Raw genomic sequence first — 16,432 nt, forward strand, 5'->3', positions numbered from 1 at the left:
GGGAGACCATGATAAGAGACCAGGAAACGCTCAACATCCTGCTGGATAGTATCCGCCGCTTCGTGCGCGAACAACTGGTGCCGAACGAGCAGCTCGTGGCCGACACCGACCAAATCCCTTCAACGCTGGTGGCGCAGATGCGCGAACTGGGCCTGTTCGGCCTCTCCATCCCCGAAGCATACGGCGGCCTGGGTCTGACCATGGAAGAGGAAGTGCTGGCCGCATTTGAAATCGCCCGCACCTCGCCCGCCTTCCGCTCGCTGTTCGGCACCAACAACGGCATCGGCTCGCAGGGCATACTGATCGACGGCACCGAAGAACAAAAGAACGCCTGGCTGCCGCGCATGGCATCCGGCGAAATCGTCGGCGCCTTCGCGCTGACGGAACCCGGCCACGGCTCGGACGCCGGCGCGCTTGAGACCTCCGCCGTGCGCGACGGCGACCACTACATCATCAACGGCACCAAGCGCTACATCACCAACGCACCGGAAGCCGGCGTGTTCACCGTGATGGCGCGCACCGACAGCAACCGCAAGGGCCCTAGCGGCGTCTCGGCCTTCATCGTCGAACGCGACACGCCCGGCATCTCGCTCGGCAAGACGGACAAGAAGATGGGCCAGCGCGGCGCCCACACCTGCGACGTGATCTTCGAAAACTGCCGCGTGCCCGCCGCCAGCATCATCGGCGGCAAGGAAGGCCAGGGCTTCAAGACCGCCATGAAGGTGCTGGACAAGGGCCGCCTGCACATCTCGGCGATCTGCGTCGGCGTGGCCGAGCGCATGCTGGACGACGCGCTGCGCTATGCGATGGAGCGCCAGCAGTTCGGCCAGCCGATCGCCGAGTTCCAGCTGATCCAGGCGATGCTGGCCGACAGCAAGGCCGAAATCTACGCCGCCCGCAGCATGGTGCTGGACGCCGCCCGCCGCCGCGACAACCACGAGGACATCTCCACCGAAGCCTCGTGCTGCAAGCTGTTCGCCTCCGAGATGTGCGGCCGCGTGGCCGACCGCTCGGTGCAGATCCACGGTGGCGCGGGCTATATGTCCGACTACGCGGCCGAGCGCTTCTACCGCGACGTGCGGCTGTTCCGCATCTACGAAGGCACCTCGCAGATCCAGCAACTGGTCATTGCCCGCAACATGATCAAGGCGGCCGAGGGCTGATGGACGCCATCGACACCGCCCGGATACTGGCCACGCTGCCGCAACGCCTGAGCGTCATCCCGCGCAGCTGGGCGGAGCACGCGCCGCAAGCCTGGGCGCTGCACGACGGCGCGCGCCACTGGACCTACGCCGAGCTGACGGCCGCCATCGACGCCACCGTGGCGCAGCTGCGCGCCCTGCAGATACGGCCCGGCGACCGATTGATGGTGGTCGGCGAAAACTGCGCGGCGCAGGTGGCGCTGATCTTCGCCGCCGCCGAGGTGGACGCGTGGATCGTCAACGTCAACGGCCGCCTGTCCGCTCGCGAGGTGGACCAGATCCGCGATCACAGCGGTGCGCGACGCGTGATCTACACGTCGGCGCCGGACGCCGCATCGGAGACTGCGGCGCATGGCCTGCGCCATGGCGCCGTGAGCGCGCCCTCGCCGTTCGGTCCGTGGATGATCGGCGCCCTCAATCCCGACTGCGCGCCGGAGCCGGTGCATGCCTCGTCGGCGCAACAGGTGGCGGCGCTGATCTACACCACCGGCACCACCGGCCAGCCGAAAGGCGTGATGCTCACGCACCGCAATCTGCTGTTCATCGCCGCCGTCTCCAGCACCCTGCGCGGCCTGACGCCGACCGATCGGGCCTACGGCGTGCTGCCCATCACCCACGTCTACGGCCTGGCCTCGGTCATGCTGGGCACTTTGTACGCGGGCGCCTGCCTCTACCTGTGCCCGCGCTTCACACCGGGCGCTGTACTGAAAGCGATCCGCGACGATGGCCTGACGATACTGCAGGGCGTGCCCGCCATGTACGCGCGCCTGCTGGAGACGCAAGGCGGCTCCGGCCTGCAGCTGGCGTCACGGCTGCGCTTCATCTACGCCGGCGGCTCGCCGCTGGCGCCCAGCCTGAAGGCGCAGGTGGAACAGCTGTTCGGCCTGACGCTGCATAACGGCTACGGCATGACCGAAACCTCTCCCACCATCAGCCAGACGCGCCTGGACCAGCCGCGCGGCGACGACTCGGTGGGCCACGCTATCCCCGGCGTTGAAGTGCGCCTGGTCGATGCCGGCGGCGCCGACACGATGGACGGCGCCGCCGGTGAACTGTGGGTGCGCGGCCCCAACATCATGGCAGGCTACTACCGCGAGCCGGAACTGACAGAGGCAACGATGCGCGACGGCGGCTGGATCAACACCGGCGACGTCGCCCGCCGCGATGCCGATGGCGCCTTGTTCATCATAGGCCGCACCAAGGAGTTAATCATCCGTTCCGGCTTCAACGTCTATCCGCTGGAAGTGGAGACGGTGCTGAACGCACATCCGGCGGTAACGCAATCGGCCGTGGTGGGGCGTGGCGCGGCCGATGGCAATGAGGAAGTGGTGGCCTTCGTCGAAATCGATCCGCGCCGCCACGTCACGCCAGAAGAATTACAGCAGTACCTGGCGGGCCAGCTGTCGCCGTATAAATGCCCGTCCGAGATCATCGTCATGCCCGCCTTGCCTGCGGCGGCCACCGGAAAAATATTAAAAGGGCAGCTGCGGCAACTGGCACAAAGATAACCATACCAAGGGGGAGACCGGCATGAAACACATCACAATCGCGGCACTGATCGCGATGGCAATGGCAGGCGGCGCAAGCGCCGAGGAATTCACGGTCGGCGCGGAGCTGCCGCTGACCGGCACGCTGGCCCGCGTCGGCTCCGGCATGCAGGAAGGCGTGATGGTCGCCGCCGAAGTGTTCAACAAGACCAACGGCAAACACAAGATCAAGATCATCACCATCGACGACGAATCGGCGCCGGCCAAGGCGGTAGCGGCGGTGGAGAAGCTGGCCAGCCAGGGCGCGGTGGCGATCACCGGCGGCTACGGCTCCAACAACATTTCCCCCGCCTCCGACGCGGCCAACAAACTGGGACTGGTCTACATCACCTCCGGCGGCGTGGACGATAGCCTGGTCAACAGCGGCCGCAAGAACTTCTTCCGCATCAATAACACCGCCGGCTATGAAAAAGCCGTGCAGGGACTGCTGGCGGACATGGGCGTGAAATCGGTGTCCATCGTGTTCTCGACCAAGGAAGCCACGTCCGACCTGGCCAACTCGGTGCAGAAGGTGTTGACGGCCAAAGGCGTCAAGGCCGTCACCCATTCCTTCGATCCGGCCATCACCGACTTCAAGCCGATCATCAACAAGATCAAGCTGCAGGACAAATCGGAAGCGATACTGATGGTCGGCTACGAGAACGACTACGTCGGCATCCTGCGCGCCGCGCGCGTGCTCAAGCCGTCCGTCAAGGCGATGATAGGCGTGTGGTCGCTGGCGACGCCGAAGATGGCGTCCGAGTTTCCGGACCTGATGCCCAATGTGTACGGCACCGCCCTGTTGCCCTTCCCCGCCCACTTCGACACGGCGGACGGCAAGGCCTTCGCCGAGGCCTACAAGGCCTTGTACAAGAAGGAGCCGGACTATCTCGGCCAGTTCGGCTATGTGCAATCGATGCTGCTGTTCGAAGCCATCGCGCGCGCCGCCGACAAAGGCACGGTGAAGAAAGGCGGCGTGGCCGAAGAGCTGCGCAGGACCGACCGCGACACGCTGATCGGCCGGGTGCAGTTCGGCGCCAACGGTGACAACCCCAACTTCGTGCACCGCATGGGCCAGCACCAGGGCAAGAACATCGTCATCGTCTGGCCCAAGGAGACGGCGACCGGCAGCATGGTGTATCCCGGCCTGCCCTGGTAAGCCGTCGTGACGGAACTGATACTCCAGGCGCTGTATTCCGGCCTGCTGCAGGGCGGCTCCTACGCACTGATCGCGCTGGGCCTGGCGCTGGTGTTCGGCACCATGCGGGTGATTAACCTGGCCCACGGAGAGCTGGTGCTACTGGCGGCCTACATCGCCTACTCGGTGGAGTCTGGGCTGGGGCTCAATCCGGCATGGGCGATACCGATAGCGCTGCTGGTGGTCAGCGCGACGTCGGCCGGCGTGTACTGGATCGTCAGCCGCATCAAGCAGGACCGCGAGATCAACTCGCTGATACTCACCTTCGGCATCGGCGTAATCCTGACCAACCTGATACTGCTGATCTGGAAGGCCGATGTGCGCTCGACCAGTTCCAGCTGGTTGCAGGAGGCCTTCGTGGTCGGGCCGCTGTACAGCATGCGCAGTGAATTGATCTTCTTCGTGGTCAGCCTGCTGCTGATGGGCGGCTTGTGGTGGTGGCTGTCGCGCAGCTGGTACGGGCGCGCGCTGCGGGCCGTGTCCAGCAATCGCGACGCGGCCAAATTGATGGGCATCGCACCGGGCCGCACGGAGCTGGTGTCGTTCATCGTGGCCGGCATGCTGGCCGGGTTTGCAGGCGTGGCGCTGTACAGCTACGGCGTGATCCAGCCAGCGTATGGCGGCGCGCTGACGGTCAAGGCCTTCATCATCACCGTGCTGGCAGGCGTGGGTTCCATCCCCGGCGTGCTGATAGGCGCCGTGTTGCTTGGCGTGGCCGAAGCGCTGACCGTCACTCTGGCCAGTTCGGCCCTTCAGGAATTGGCCGGCATGACCTTGTTCCTGCTGGTGCTGTTCGTGATGCCGAATGGTCTGATGGGCGCGACAAGGAGACGCGGATGAGCAACCTCCCGTCGTCCCCGCGGAAGCGGGGACCCATGCAGCGCTGGCAAACCTGGGCCATGCTGCCGGCCTGCGGCGCCGTGCCCATGCTGCTTGGCGCCGACAACTACATCATGAGCCTGATCGTCGCCGCCATGGTGATCGGCTGCGTCGCCCTATCCTGGGCGCTGCTGGGCAACCTGGGCGGCATGGTCAGCTTCGGCCACAGCGCCTTCTTCGGCGTGGGCGCCTACGTCTCGGCCATCGTCACCGTCAAACTGGGCGTGCCGGTGCTGGCCGGGATCGCGCTGGGCGGCATCGGCGCACTGCTCGCCTCCGTCGTGATGCTGCCGGTGCTGCGGCTGCGCGGCCCCTACTTCGCGCTGGCGATTCTGGCCTACGCCCACATCTTCCGCATCCTCGCCACCGAATGGACCTCGCTCACCGGCGGCTCCGGCGGCATCGCCAACATCCCCGGCCTGCCGACCATCCTCGGCTACGACATGAGCGGCAAGACCGGCGCCTATCTGACGATACTGACCATCGTGCTGGCGTTCGCGCTGGCCTACCGCGCCATCCGCGCCAGCCACTACGGCACCGCCCTGCGCGCCATGCACGACAGCGAGGACGCCACCCGCGTGGTCGGCGTCAACAGCACCTTGCTCAAAGGCCTGATGCTGATGGTATCCGCCTTCATGGCCGGCGTGGCGGGCGCGTTCAACGCCCATTACATCAACTTCCTCGAACCCGACTACGCCTTCAACGGCCTGTGGGTAACGCTGCCCATCGTCGCCGCTATCTTCGGCGGCTACCGCACCATCGCAGGGCCGGTGGTCGGCGCGCTGGTGGTGTACCTGCTGGACCAACTGGTGTTCAAGACCCTGATCCCGACCGGGCATCAACTGGTGCTGGGCGGACTGCTGGTAGCGATGATTATCTTCAGTCCCACCGGCCTGCTCGCCCTGCTGCGGAGGAAAGACCATGCTTGAGCTGAACAATCTCTCGGTACGCTTTGGCGGCCTCACGGCGGTCAACGCCGTCACCCTGGCGGTCGGCACGCACGACGTGGTCGGCCTGGTCGGCCCCAACGGCGCCGGCAAGACCACGCTGTTTAACGCCATCTCCGGCCTGGTGCGGCCGACGGGAGGCACGATACGCTTCGACCGCCAGGACGTGATCCGCACACCGATCTACCGGCGCGCGCGGCTGGGCATAGGCCGCACCTTCCAGATCCCGCAGCCCATGCACGAGTTGACGGTGCGCGAGAATCTGGTGGTGGCGCAGCGCTTCGGCACCGGCAAGATCGACGACGACAAGATCGATGAGATCCTGGAGTTCACCAGCCTGGCCGACAAGGCGCACCGCGATGCCGCCACCGAGCTGGCGCTGACCGAGTTGAAAGCGCTGGAGGTGGCGAAGGCGCTGGCCACCACGCCCAAGCTGCTGTTGCTGGACGAAGTGCTGGCGGGCCTGGAGACCAGCGGCAAGCGGCGCTTCATGGGCATGCTGAAGGAGATGCACGAGCGCTTCGGCGTGGGGATCGTCATCATCGAGCACGATATCGAGACCATCAACTCCTTGTGCCAGCGGGTGGTGGTGCTCAACTTCGGCCAGTTGATCGCGGACGGTACGCCGGAAGCCGTGTTCAACGATCCGGAAGTTATTCGAAGCTACACCGGAGCGGCGCATGCTTGAACTGGACCAGGTACGCGCAGGCTATGGCGCGATCAACGTGTTGTGGGATGTGTCGCTGAAAGCGGAAGCGGGCAAGCTCACCACCATCATCGGCCCCAATGGCGCCGGCAAGACCACGCTGCTGCGCGCGATCATGGGACTGGTGCCAGTGACCGCCGGCGAGATCCGCTTGAACGGAGAGCGCTTGAACGGAACGCCGACGTGGGAAATGGCGGACCATAGCATCGCCATGATCCCCGAAGGCCGCATGGTCTTCCGCGACATGAGCGTGGAAGAGAATCTGATCATGGGCGCCTTCCACAAATCGCACCGCCAGCATGTGAAGCGGCGATTGGAAGAAGCCTACGAGATGTTCCCGCGCCTGCGCGAACGGCGCACGCAACTGGCCGGCTCGTTGTCCGGCGGCGAAGCGCAAATGCTGGCAATGGCACGCGGCCTGATGTCCGATCCGCGCCTGCTGATTATCGACGAACCTTCGCTAGGCCTGGCACCGTTGATCGTCAACGAACTGTTCGAGATACTGGAACGCCTCAAAGCCGGCGGCCGCACCATCGTGCTGGTCGAACAAAATACCGAGCGCGCGGTGGCCGTAGCAGATCATGTCTACCTGATGCAAAGCGGACGCGTAGCCCTGTCCCAATCGGCATCCGAGGTCAAGCTCCAGCACCTCCACGACCTTTACTTTGCGCGCTGAAATGCAGGCCACTTAAAGGCTAGCACGTGATTTCAATTAAACCCGTGAACAACGCGACGATCAGGCCGATGATTCCTCCAATCCCCACCCCAGCGATGACGAGGACACTCTTGAAAAGAATATTGCCAATCGACGAAGCAGGAACTTGTGCAGTGTCATTCATCGTTTTTCACCCGATATAGATGGGCGCTCAGAAATCCGCCGCATGATGTCTTGCTCAAGGTCGTCTGCCGACTGACCGCCCTGCTTAACGGCAGCCATGATGGAATTTACGTCCATCCCACCTGCTCTTGATGCCTCGACCAGGCTCCAGGTTCTTACCGCTCGTTTTCCACTTCTGCAGTACATCAGAATGGGCTTCGGAGCGTTTCTCAGCGCTTCTGCAAGCTGTGCAACGGACTGTTGTGGAATCTCGCCGTGTGGCACAGGCACGTAGTAAAACTTGATGTTGTTGGCCTTCGCCGCAACCGACATCGCCGTCGACGTAGGCTGATCAACGGCCTCCCCATCTGGGCGCAAATCAATTATCGTGGCAAAGCCACGCTCCTTGAGCTTGCCTATCGCCTGCTGTTTGATCTGTTCCGTCACGGAGATGTCTGGCGTGAGTTGGTTAACCGGCGCAAGCGGCGAATTTTTCAAATGGAAATAGCCTGCCAAGCACAATACAATTCCAATGCCGGCCAAGACGGAAAAAAGAAAAGTTTTCATCGTTTAAATTGTGCACCAATGAACTGAAAACAGTTATTTTAAATGCAATCTGATGCGTTCGGAAAAATCTGTCGCCTTGTCCGCCGCGCGCGCCTTGGCGGTGATGTGGGCTTGCTGCCGCAGCGAGTCGAAGCCACCCTGCCCTGCCAGCGCGCCGATATCGAACAGGTAGCGGTCCAGATAGCCCGACGCCAGCAAGCGCCAGTCCAGCGGCAAGCCGGGATCGATGCGTCGCGCCATCTCGAAGACGATGGTGGTGCAGTTGGCGATCAGCGTGTTGTAGAAGCGCGGCTCACGCTTGAGCAGCGCGCCTTCGTCCAGATAGGACAGGAACAAGGAACGCATCGCCTCCGGCGGCATCTTCAGCCGGTACAGATACATGTCCTCACCGCGCACGTTGGTACGCACGCGCAGGATGTCGCGCTCGTCGGCGGCGATCAGCACCGTCTCGAAGCGCTTGAAGAATCCGGCGATGGCGTCGAAGCTCTCGCCGCGCTCCTTGCGGATCTCGATGGAGAACGTCAGATAGCGCCCGTCAGCAAAGCCGAACGACACCAGCGTGTGTGCAATGGCCGGCCCCATCCAGTACGACAGCGCCACATCGACCGACTGCAACTGGCTCAGATCATACTGCCGCTGCTCCCAACGCTGCGTGTAGTCCGCATCGCTGCGCCAGTCGAAATTGCGCACCTGGTCCAGCGTGACGACACTGCCCTGCACCTTCCCCGTGACCATGCGCGCCACATCATCAGCCCACACGCGTTCATGGCTGGGCTTGATGGTGCTCCACCATCCCATCATCAACACGACCGCCGCCAGCCATGGCAGCAGCATGCGCGCATTCCGGCGCCACCACCACAGCACCAGCGTTACCATGCTGGCAGCGGCCCAGATCAGCGCCACAGCAGGCGCGGCCTGGAACCACAACGCGCCGACGCCCCACAGCGACAGGCACAGCGCCACGAACGCGGCGCACAGCTTGCCGGCGAGAGTCAGGTATTTTTTTATCATCCCCGATTATAGGGGCTTAATCCTCTTTATCGTCGACACTGCTCCCGCAGCCGATCTGGACGCATATTACTTTTAATGCAATACTCACGACCACGCCAATTATTCCGATAAGTACCAACATGGCGGTTCCCGTAAAGGTAGAAGAGACGCTTCACTTTAACGGCGCCGCGCATATCAATCCAATATCAAATACGGCGGCCATCTATCTCGAAACGGCATAACGGTGATTTCACTTAAACAGTTTAAATATTTTGTAGAGATCGTGGAGGCCGGCAGCTACTCGCGCGCGGCGGAGAAGCTGTACATCGCGCAGTCGGCGCTGAGCCGGCAGATCAAGGAGCTGGAGGACGAGCTGCAAACCCAGCTGCTCACGCGCGATTCGCGCCATATCGAGCTGACGCCGGCCGGCCAGCTGTTCTTCGAACGCAGCAAGCGCATCCTCGACGATATCGACCATACGGTGGTGCAGGCGCGCCAGGTGGGCCTGGGCGCGCAAGGCCTGATCCGCTTGCAGCATTCCAGTTCGGTGATCCTGACGCCGGCGCTGACGGGCGCGCTGAGCCGCCTGCTGGCGGAGTTCCCAGGCGTGACGCTGGAAATCTCGATGGCGCCGTCGGAAGACCAGACCATGGATATCGAGGAAGGCCGCGCCGATATCGGCCTGATCCGCATGCCGACCTTACGCAAGTATCCGCACATCCAGGTGCGCGAGCTGGCGACGGAGCGGCTGGTGGTGGCGGTGTCGCAGCATTCGCCGCTGGCGGCGCTGGACAATATCGAGCTGGCCGACCTGCACGACGAAGCCTTCATTTCGATCCCGCACAAGAGCCGGGGCGGCCTGAGCTATCTGGTGGCGAATCTGTGCCTGGACCAGGGGTTCTTTCCGAAGCAGGCGCGGGTGCTGTCGCGCAAGTCCTCGCAACTGAGCCTGATCGAGGCCAACCTCGGCATCGCCATCGTGCCCGAGTGCATGCGCTTGATGGCGCCGGCCGGCGTGCGCTTCATTCCGCTGTCGGGCGGCGGCCTGTTGACCAAGGTTGGCCTGGCCAGCCGGCGTCAGGCCGAGCCGCTGGTGTCGGCCTTCGCCGACGCTCTCGTCCGCGAACTCCATCCGGCGTCGTAGCGGGCGACTGATGGCGCCGGCATGTGGCACACTGGACGCCTGTAGATAGTCAACGAGGATGGCATGAGCGCGGGACCGGACGACAACGATCAAGCACAAGCGTCGCAGCACCGTCGCAGCACCGATCACGACCGGCGCGCGCCGCGCCCGGATGTCGGCACGCCGCGTTATCTGGACCCGGGCGACACTGTCTTCACCCTGTGGGGCCGCGTGCTAATGGCGCGCTACCGCCGCATCGCGGCTGCCGCCACGCGTCACATCATTCAACGGCCGCTGCACATCGGCGTGTCGGCCCGCATCTTCCACCCCGAGCCTGGCGCCACCGGCCTGCGCAGCAAGAACCTGCAATATCTGGAAGAGTCGATCGCGCAGTGGGTGATGTCGCGCGATGTGCTGGTGTTCATGATCCCGACCGTCAATACCGACGGCCTGCTGCACCCGTCCAACATCCGCCTGCGCGACTACGCCAAGCATCTGGACGGCTTGGTGCTGCAAGGCGGGGCCGATGTCTCGCCGCAAAGCTATTCGGAAACGCCGACCCGTCCCGAATGGGGCGGCGACCGCGCGCGCGATATGTATGAGCTGGAATTGCTGCATGAATTCGTCGAAGCGGGCAAGCCGGTGCTGGGCATCTGCCGCGGCTGCCAGTTAATCAACGTGGCCTTCGGCGGCACGCTGTACCAGGACATCGCTTCCGACGTGCCCGATTCGCTGGCCCACGTCAACGACGACTACGACCGCAACCGCCACGAAGTCGCCTTCCCGGCCGGCTCTTCGCTGTCCAAGCTGTTCAAGGGCAAGAGCGCCGGCCTGGTCAACTCCATCCACCATCAGGCCGTCAAGACGCTGGGGCGCGATATGGCGGTGGAAGCCTTGTCCGTGCCGGACAATATGGTCGAGGCCATCCGCTACCGCAAGGCGCCGTTTGTGATGGGCTTGCAGTGGCATCCGGAATTCCATCAGGCCGGCGGCGTCGAGTTGCTCGACTGTACCGCCATCCTCGACAACTTCCTGCGCGTGGCGCGCGAGACACGCTTCTAGGCCGCCGCAAAATTGCTGGCCGGGGCTGCTTGCCGGGTGTAAACTCATGACTTACACCGATGAGGTCTTCCATGACGGGTTCGCGTAGCGCCACCATGATCGCTGTCAGCTGCCTGCTGCTGCCTTTGGGCTGCGCTGCAGAAAACACCATCAACGTCGGCTATAGCGAACGCCCGCCCTACATGATCCCGATGGCGGACGGCGCCCCCAGCGGCCTGACCGGCGCACCCACCGCCAAAGCCTTCAAGACCGCCGGCATCCCGGTGGTCTGGCACAACGTGCCGACCAACCGCCAACTGATCATGGTCCACGACGCCAGCGCGCTGAACTGCGCGGTCGGCTGGTTCTGGACGGCGGAGCGGGATGGTTTCGCCAAATTCACCAAGCCGATCTACCGCGACAAGGATTGGATGGTGCTGGCCAACGCGGCCCTGGCGGCGCGCGGCGATACGACCTTGCGCGCATTGTTGCAGCGGCCGGAAACCCGCATCCTGGTCAAGGATAACTATTCCTACGGCACCGAGCTGGACAAGCTGCTGGCGCCGCGCAGTGCCAGCCTGGCGATCTCCACAGCCGCCTCAGGCAAGATGGTGCAGTCGATCGCCAAGGGTGTGGTGGACATGATGTTCGTCTCCGAAGATGAAGGCCATTACATCATGGCCCACCATCCTAGCGAACAGACCCGCAACCTGCGCCTGCTGCATTTCAAGGACATGCCGCACGGCCCCGAACGCCACATCATGTGCAGCAAGGCTGTGCCGGACGATGTCATCAACCGCCTCAACAAGGCGATCACGCTTAAATAGTTTCCATCAATCGTTTAAAACGGGAAGCAGTTTGCAGAAGATCTAATACCCGCTCAAAACAGGGGGTACAGTATGAGGCTTGCCATACCATGGTTTTCACTCATGCCCCTCCCTGACCAACTCACCATGCCGCCGGCCCGCATCGAAAGCCGCATCCAGCTCATTCGCGGCCAGAAAGTCATGATCGATGTCGACTTGGCAGAGTTGTATGGCGTGCCGACCAAAGCGCTCAACCAGGCGGTTAAGCGCAATACTCAACGCTTCCCGGTAGACTTCATGTTCCAGCTCACCGCCGCCGAAAAACAGGAGGTGGTCACAAACTGTGACCACCTCTCCAAACTAAAATTTTCGAAATCGCTGCCGTATGCATTCACCGAACACGGTGCCATCCAGGCCGCCAATGTGCTCGCATCTCCACAGGCCATCGAGATGGGCGTCTACGTGGTGCGAGCCTTTGTGCATCTGCGCGAGCTGGTGGTCTCGAACAAGGAACTGGCGCTTCGACTGGATGAATTGGAGAAAAGGACTAACCTGATCTCGTTCAAGCAAGAAGCCTTCGAACACAATACCCGCGTTCAACTCAAGCAGATCATCGACACGCTGCGCGAACTGATGACGCCTCCGCCGACGGTGCCCAAGCGCCTCATCGGCTTCGTCACCCCCGACGATAGGCCGGTGAAGAGGAAGAAATAGATTCTCCCTTCACCGATCACAAGCCCCGGAAACGCTGGATCGCCGCGTCCACCATACCTTCGGCGCTGCCGCTGCGGTCAAACTGCTGGCGCAGGTAGTGGGCGTCGCTACCCTCGTGCGTGACTTGCATCAGATGCTGCAAGCCCGCCGTGCCGCCCAGCGCGGCGCCGTGCGGCTCCATCTTGCGCAGCGTGGTCAGGATGTCTTCGCGCAGCGACAGGCTCTCATACGTCTTCGGATGCACCAGCGTGCCGTCCAGGCCGAAGCGGCAGGCCTGGAAGCGGTTGTAGTTGTAGACCAGATAGTCATCCTCGGCCGGCGCCTCTTCGCGCCGCTCCAGCAGGTAGCGGCACAGCGCCTGCAGATACACGGCCAGCGCCGCCGCCCGCTCCACCGTCAGCGGCGTGTCGCACACGCGCAGTTCGATGGTGCCGAACTCCGGCTTGGGCCGGATATCCCAGTAAAAGTCCTTCATGCTCTTGATGACGCCGGTGTGCTCCATCTTCGAGAAGTACTCATGCTCGAAGGTCGACCAGCGCTGCATGAACGGCGCCCGCCCGCTCATCGGAAAGGCAAACACGGAATTCAAACGCGCCGAGTTGAACAGCGTGTCATTCCCCTGCACATACGGCGACGACGACGACAGCGCGATAAAGTGCGGCACGTAGCGGCTCAGCGAATGCAGCAGGAACAGCGCATCGTCGCCCGAGGCGCAGCCGATGTGCACGTGCTGGCCGAAAATCGTAAACTGTTTAGCCAGATATCCGTACAGCTCCGATACTTCCTTGAAGCGCGGCTTGGCAAAGATGCGGCGGTCCGACCATTTCTGGAACGGGTGCGTGCCGCCGCCGCAGATGCCGATGTTGAGCTGTTCGCCGGCCTGCACCAGCGTGTCGCGTATCACCTGCAGCTGCGACACCAGCTCACCGTGGTTGGTGTGCACGTCGCTGTTAATCTCGATCATGCTCTCGGTGATTTCCGGCGTGACGTTGCCGGGGAAAGGCTTGCGGCTCAACAGGTGCAGCAGGTCCGGGCTGGACGCCGTCAGGTCGAAGTCCGACAGGCTCACCAGTTGCAGCTCCAGCTCCACGCCCATGGTGAGCGGCTGCGATGATTTGAATGGTTCCAATGGCATGTTAGTGCTCCTCTTCAGCCGGGGTTTCGTTGGCCCAGATCAGCGCCCGCTGGGTGACGATGGGGCCTACCACTTCCAACAACAGCGTCATCGCCGCCAGCGCGGCCAGTTCATCGACCAGCACGATACCCATGTATTTAGTCTGCTCCAGCAGCAGCGTGACGAACACCGACATCGGCGACAGCGCGATCCCGGTCAGCAGCCCCTTGCGCCACGAAATGCCGCCAGCGTGCGAGAACGCCGCCACGGCAGCCGCCTTGACCACGAAGCGCGCCAGCAGCAGCACCACGCCCAGGCCCAGGCCGGCGACCACGCGCTCCCACTCCAGCGTGGACACGGCGAACACGAACAGCAGCACCGTCAGCAGTTCGCCGATGCCGCCGAAGTTGCGCTCGGTGCGGCTGAAGGCCACGCGGCTGTGGCGCGCGGCCAGGCCGAAGGTCAGCGTCGCCAGCACCGGCGAGACGTCGAAGGCGCGCGCCATCGCCACCAGCAGGATCACGCCCAGCGCGAAGGCGATGGTGCCATCCTGCCCGATCGCGCCCAGGCGCCGCAGCACGGCCGGCACGATGAAGCCCAGCACCGCGCCCATGGCGGCCGACACCAGCAACTCGATCAGGCTGTGCGATACGGCCTGCGTCAGGCTGCCGGACGTCTGGAACACCCAGAAGCCGACCACCACCTTGAACACGAACACCGCCAGCACGCAGTTGATGGCGACCAGATGCAGCACGCGCTCGGTCACCTGGCCGGCGCTGTCTTCCTCGTTAATCACGCGCAGCACGCCGGCCGGCGAGGTCGACATGGCCAGCGACGCCAGCAGCAGCGAGGTCAACGACGGCATGCCGGTCAGATGGGAGATCAGGTAGACCACGCCGAAGGTGGCGGCCGATTCGGCCAGGCCGCTGACGGCGATCCAGGGATTGATGCGCAACCAGTTCAGGTTGATGCGATAACCGAATTCAAACAGTATCAGTCCGAAGGCCAGATTGGCCAACATGGTCACATTGCTCGATGCGCCACTGCTCAGCGCGGCCGGCAAGGCCTGCGCCATGAAAAAACCTACCAGACCGTAGACGCTGATGCGCGGCAAACGGGTCCAGCGGTGCATGAGTTCTCCCGACAGCCAGGCCAATGCAATTGCCAAGGGCCAGCCTAGTTCGGTCATGATGACCTGAATATCCGGCATGTACTTCTCCTTTTTAAAGATACTTGTACAATTCTGAACAATTACGGCGATTCTCACCGTGCGCTAAGGAACATATAGGATCAACATGCTTGAATTAATCAGTGAACATGCCTGCTACGGCGGCGTACAGCGCTTCTACCGCCACGATGCACGCGAGATCGGCCTGCCGATGCGCTTTTCCGTGTTCATCCCCGTCCAGGCCGCCGAGGGCCCCGTGCCGGCGCTGTTCTACCTCGCCGGCCTCACCTGCAATGAAGAGACTTTCATGACCAAGGCCGGCGCCCAGCGCGCCGCCGCCGAAGCGGGCCTGATGCTGATCGCGCCGGACACCAGCCCGCGCGGCGCCAACATCGCAGGCGAAACGGACAGCTGGGATTTCGGCGCCGGCGCCGGCTTCTATCTCGATGCGACGCAAGAGCCCTGGGCCAGGCACTACCGCATGTACAGCTACATCCACGAACTGCGCGAACTGGTGGTACAGGAACTGCCGGTGGACGCCAAACGCATCGGCATCTTCGGCCACTCGATGGGCGGCCACGGCGCGCTGACGATGGCGCTGAAGCGGCCGGACGTGTTCCGTTCCGTGTCCGCCTTCGCGCCCATCGCTGCGCCGTCGATGTGCCCGTGGGGTAAGAAGGCCTTCAGCGGCTACCTCGGCGACGACACCAGCAGCTGGGAACAGTACGACGCTAGCCTGCTGATGGCGCGCTCGCACACGCCCTTCCCGGCCGGCATCCTGATCGACCAGGGCCTGGGCGATAAATTCCTGGCTGAGCAGCTGTATCCCGAGGTATTCGAAGCGGCCTGCCGCAGCGCGGCGCAGCCGCTGGAACTGCGGCGGCATGCGCGCTACGACCACGGTTACTACTTCATCAGCACCTTCATGGAAGACCACATCCGCTTCCACGCGCGTTGCCTGGCCGCGCTGTAACTTGCGCCGTAACTTGATCTAGAGCTTGATTTCCGTGCCCAGCCGCTGAAGGAACTGGCCCAGCCACGCAGGGTGTGCGGGCCATGCGGGCGCGGTGACGAAGTTGCCGTCGGTGACAGCCTGGTCGACGGGAATGTCGGCGTAGCTGGCGCCGGCCAGCTTGACTTCCGGCGAGCAGGCCGGATAGGCCGAGATGGTCTTGCCGCGGATGACGTCGGCGGCCGCCAGCAGCTGCGCGCCGTGGCAAACGGCGGCGATCGGTTTCGACGCGGCGGCGAACTGCTGCACGATCTCGATCACGCGCGGATTGAGCCGCAGGTATTCCGGTGCGCGGCCGCCGGCGATCATCAGCGCATCGTACTTGGCTACGTCGACATCGTCGAAGCTGGCGTTCAGCGCGAACAGGTGGCCCGGTTTTTCCGTGTAAGTCTGGTCGCCCTCGAAATCGTGGATGGCGGTCTTGATGGTCTCGCCGGCGCGCTTGTCGGGGCACACCGCGTGCACCGTGTGGCCCACCATCTGCAGCGCCTGGAACGGCACCATGGTTTCGTAATCCTCTGCAAAGTCGCCCGTCAGAAACAGAATTTTCTTAGCTGCCACGGTATATCCTTTCGAGAAATGAACACAAAAAAAGGGCCGCGACGTTGTCGTCGCGGCCCTT

General features: G+C 63.3%; 17 protein-coding genes. 12 read left to right on the plus strand and 5 right to left on the minus strand.

What is annotated here, in order from left to right; translation table 11 throughout:
* Positions 1 to 8 precede the first annotated feature (8 nt).
* The 7 genes from GEV02_RS22155 to GEV02_RS22185 are packed head-to-tail and all read left to right on the plus strand — an operon-like array spanning position 9 to position 7,134.
* Positions 9 to 1,163 (plus strand): acyl-CoA dehydrogenase family protein, encoded by a 1,155-nt coding sequence (locus tag GEV02_RS22155; protein WP_152840134.1) that lies wholly within the window; start codon positions 9 to 11, stop codon positions 1,161 to 1,163.
* A complete protein-coding gene (locus GEV02_RS22160) occupies positions 1,163 to 2,710 on the plus strand; it encodes a class I adenylate-forming enzyme family protein (protein ID WP_152840135.1) in 1,548 nt (515 codons plus the stop codon). The genes GEV02_RS22155 and GEV02_RS22160 overlap by 1 nt, the downstream gene beginning before the upstream one ends.
* Before the next feature lie 22 nt (positions 2,711 to 2,732).
* The gene (locus tag GEV02_RS22165; RefSeq protein ID WP_152840136.1) at positions 2,733 to 3,887 is read left to right on the plus strand and encodes an ABC transporter substrate-binding protein; all 1,155 of its coding nucleotides are present in this window, start codon (positions 2,733 to 2,735) and stop codon (positions 3,885 to 3,887) included.
* A gap of 6 nt (positions 3,888 to 3,893) precedes the next feature.
* Positions 3,894 to 4,766: a branched-chain amino acid ABC transporter permease gene (locus tag GEV02_RS22170; protein WP_328595889.1), complete on the plus strand. Its 873-nt coding sequence runs from the start codon at positions 3,894 to 3,896 to the stop codon at positions 4,764 to 4,766.
* Between the two features lie 35 nt (positions 4,767 to 4,801).
* Positions 4,802 to 5,734 (plus strand): branched-chain amino acid ABC transporter permease, encoded by a 933-nt coding sequence (locus GEV02_RS22175; RefSeq protein WP_152840137.1) that lies wholly within the window; start codon positions 4,802 to 4,804, stop codon positions 5,732 to 5,734.
* Positions 5,727 to 6,440 (plus strand): ABC transporter ATP-binding protein, encoded by a 714-nt coding sequence (locus tag GEV02_RS22180; RefSeq protein ID WP_152840138.1) that lies wholly within the window; start codon positions 5,727 to 5,729, stop codon positions 6,438 to 6,440. Before GEV02_RS22175 ends, GEV02_RS22180 begins: the two co-directional genes overlap by 8 nt.
* Positions 6,433 to 7,134, plus strand: coding sequence for an ABC transporter ATP-binding protein (locus GEV02_RS22185; protein WP_152840139.1), 702 nt, complete (start codon positions 6,433 to 6,435; stop codon positions 7,132 to 7,134). The genes GEV02_RS22180 and GEV02_RS22185 overlap by 8 nt, the downstream gene beginning before the upstream one ends.
* A 159-nt stretch (positions 7,135 to 7,293) precedes the next feature.
* Here the strand turns inward: GEV02_RS22185 and GEV02_RS22190 are convergent, their stop codons facing one another.
* Together GEV02_RS22190 and GEV02_RS22195 are read right to left on the minus strand one after the other, a co-directional pair.
* Entirely contained in the window at positions 7,294 to 7,842 is a 549-nt protein-coding gene (locus GEV02_RS22190) for a TIGR01244 family sulfur transferase (protein ID WP_152840140.1), read from the minus strand.
* 33 nt (positions 7,843 to 7,875) lie between these two features.
* Positions 7,876 to 8,853 carry an Lnb N-terminal periplasmic domain-containing protein gene (locus GEV02_RS22195; RefSeq protein ID WP_152840141.1) on the minus strand — a complete coding sequence of 326 codons (978 nt, stop codon included), beginning with the start codon at positions 8,851 to 8,853 and terminating at the stop codon, positions 7,876 to 7,878.
* 223 nt (positions 8,854 to 9,076) lie between these two features.
* On the opposite strand from GEV02_RS22195, the gene GEV02_RS22200 reads away from it, so the two are divergent.
* The 4 genes from GEV02_RS22200 (at position 9,077) to GEV02_RS22215 (ending at position 12,516) form a co-directional block, all read left to right on the plus strand.
* Positions 9,077 to 9,976, plus strand: a complete 900-nt coding sequence (locus GEV02_RS22200) for a LysR family transcriptional regulator (RefSeq protein WP_328595890.1) — start codon at positions 9,077 to 9,079, stop codon at positions 9,974 to 9,976.
* 63 nt (positions 9,977 to 10,039) lie between these two features.
* Positions 10,040 to 11,017, plus strand: a complete 978-nt coding sequence (locus GEV02_RS22205) for a gamma-glutamyl-gamma-aminobutyrate hydrolase family protein (protein ID WP_152840142.1) — start codon at positions 10,040 to 10,042, stop codon at positions 11,015 to 11,017.
* Positions 11,018 to 11,088: 71 nt separating this feature from the next.
* Entirely contained in the window at positions 11,089 to 11,823 is a 735-nt protein-coding gene (locus GEV02_RS22210) for a transporter substrate-binding domain-containing protein (protein ID WP_152840143.1), read from the plus strand.
* Positions 11,824 to 11,925: 102 nt separating this feature from the next.
* A complete protein-coding gene (locus tag GEV02_RS22215) occupies positions 11,926 to 12,516 on the plus strand; it encodes an ORF6N domain-containing protein (RefSeq protein ID WP_235922881.1) in 591 nt (196 codons plus the stop codon).
* Positions 12,517 to 12,532: 16 nt separating this feature from the next.
* Here GEV02_RS22215 and GEV02_RS22220 read toward each other — a convergent pair whose 3' ends face one another.
* Positions 12,533 to 13,651, minus strand: coding sequence for a YbdK family carboxylate-amine ligase (locus GEV02_RS22220; RefSeq protein ID WP_152840144.1), 1,119 nt, complete (start codon positions 13,649 to 13,651; stop codon positions 12,533 to 12,535).
* Position 13,652: 1 nt separating this feature from the next.
* Positions 13,653 to 14,840 carry a cation:proton antiporter gene (locus GEV02_RS22225; RefSeq protein WP_152840145.1) on the minus strand — a complete coding sequence of 396 codons (1,188 nt, stop codon included), beginning with the start codon at positions 14,838 to 14,840 and terminating at the stop codon, positions 13,653 to 13,655.
* An 85-nt stretch (positions 14,841 to 14,925) separates the two neighbouring features.
* On the opposite strand from GEV02_RS22225, the gene fghA reads away from it, so the two are divergent.
* On the plus strand, positions 14,926 to 15,771 hold the full coding sequence (fghA, locus tag GEV02_RS22230) for an S-formylglutathione hydrolase (RefSeq protein ID WP_152840146.1): 846 nt from the start codon (positions 14,926 to 14,928) through the stop codon (positions 15,769 to 15,771).
* Between the two features lie 18 nt (positions 15,772 to 15,789).
* Here the strand turns inward: fghA and GEV02_RS22235 are convergent, their stop codons facing one another.
* Entirely contained in the window at positions 15,790 to 16,371 is a 582-nt protein-coding gene (locus GEV02_RS22235) for a DJ-1/PfpI family protein (protein ID WP_328595891.1), read from the minus strand.
* Positions 16,372 to 16,432 lie beyond the last annotated feature (61 nt).

The sequence above is a fragment of the Rugamonas aquatica genome, from assembly GCF_009380215.1.
GTDB lineage: Bacteria > Pseudomonadota > Gammaproteobacteria > Burkholderiales > Burkholderiaceae_D > Rugamonas > Rugamonas aquatica_B.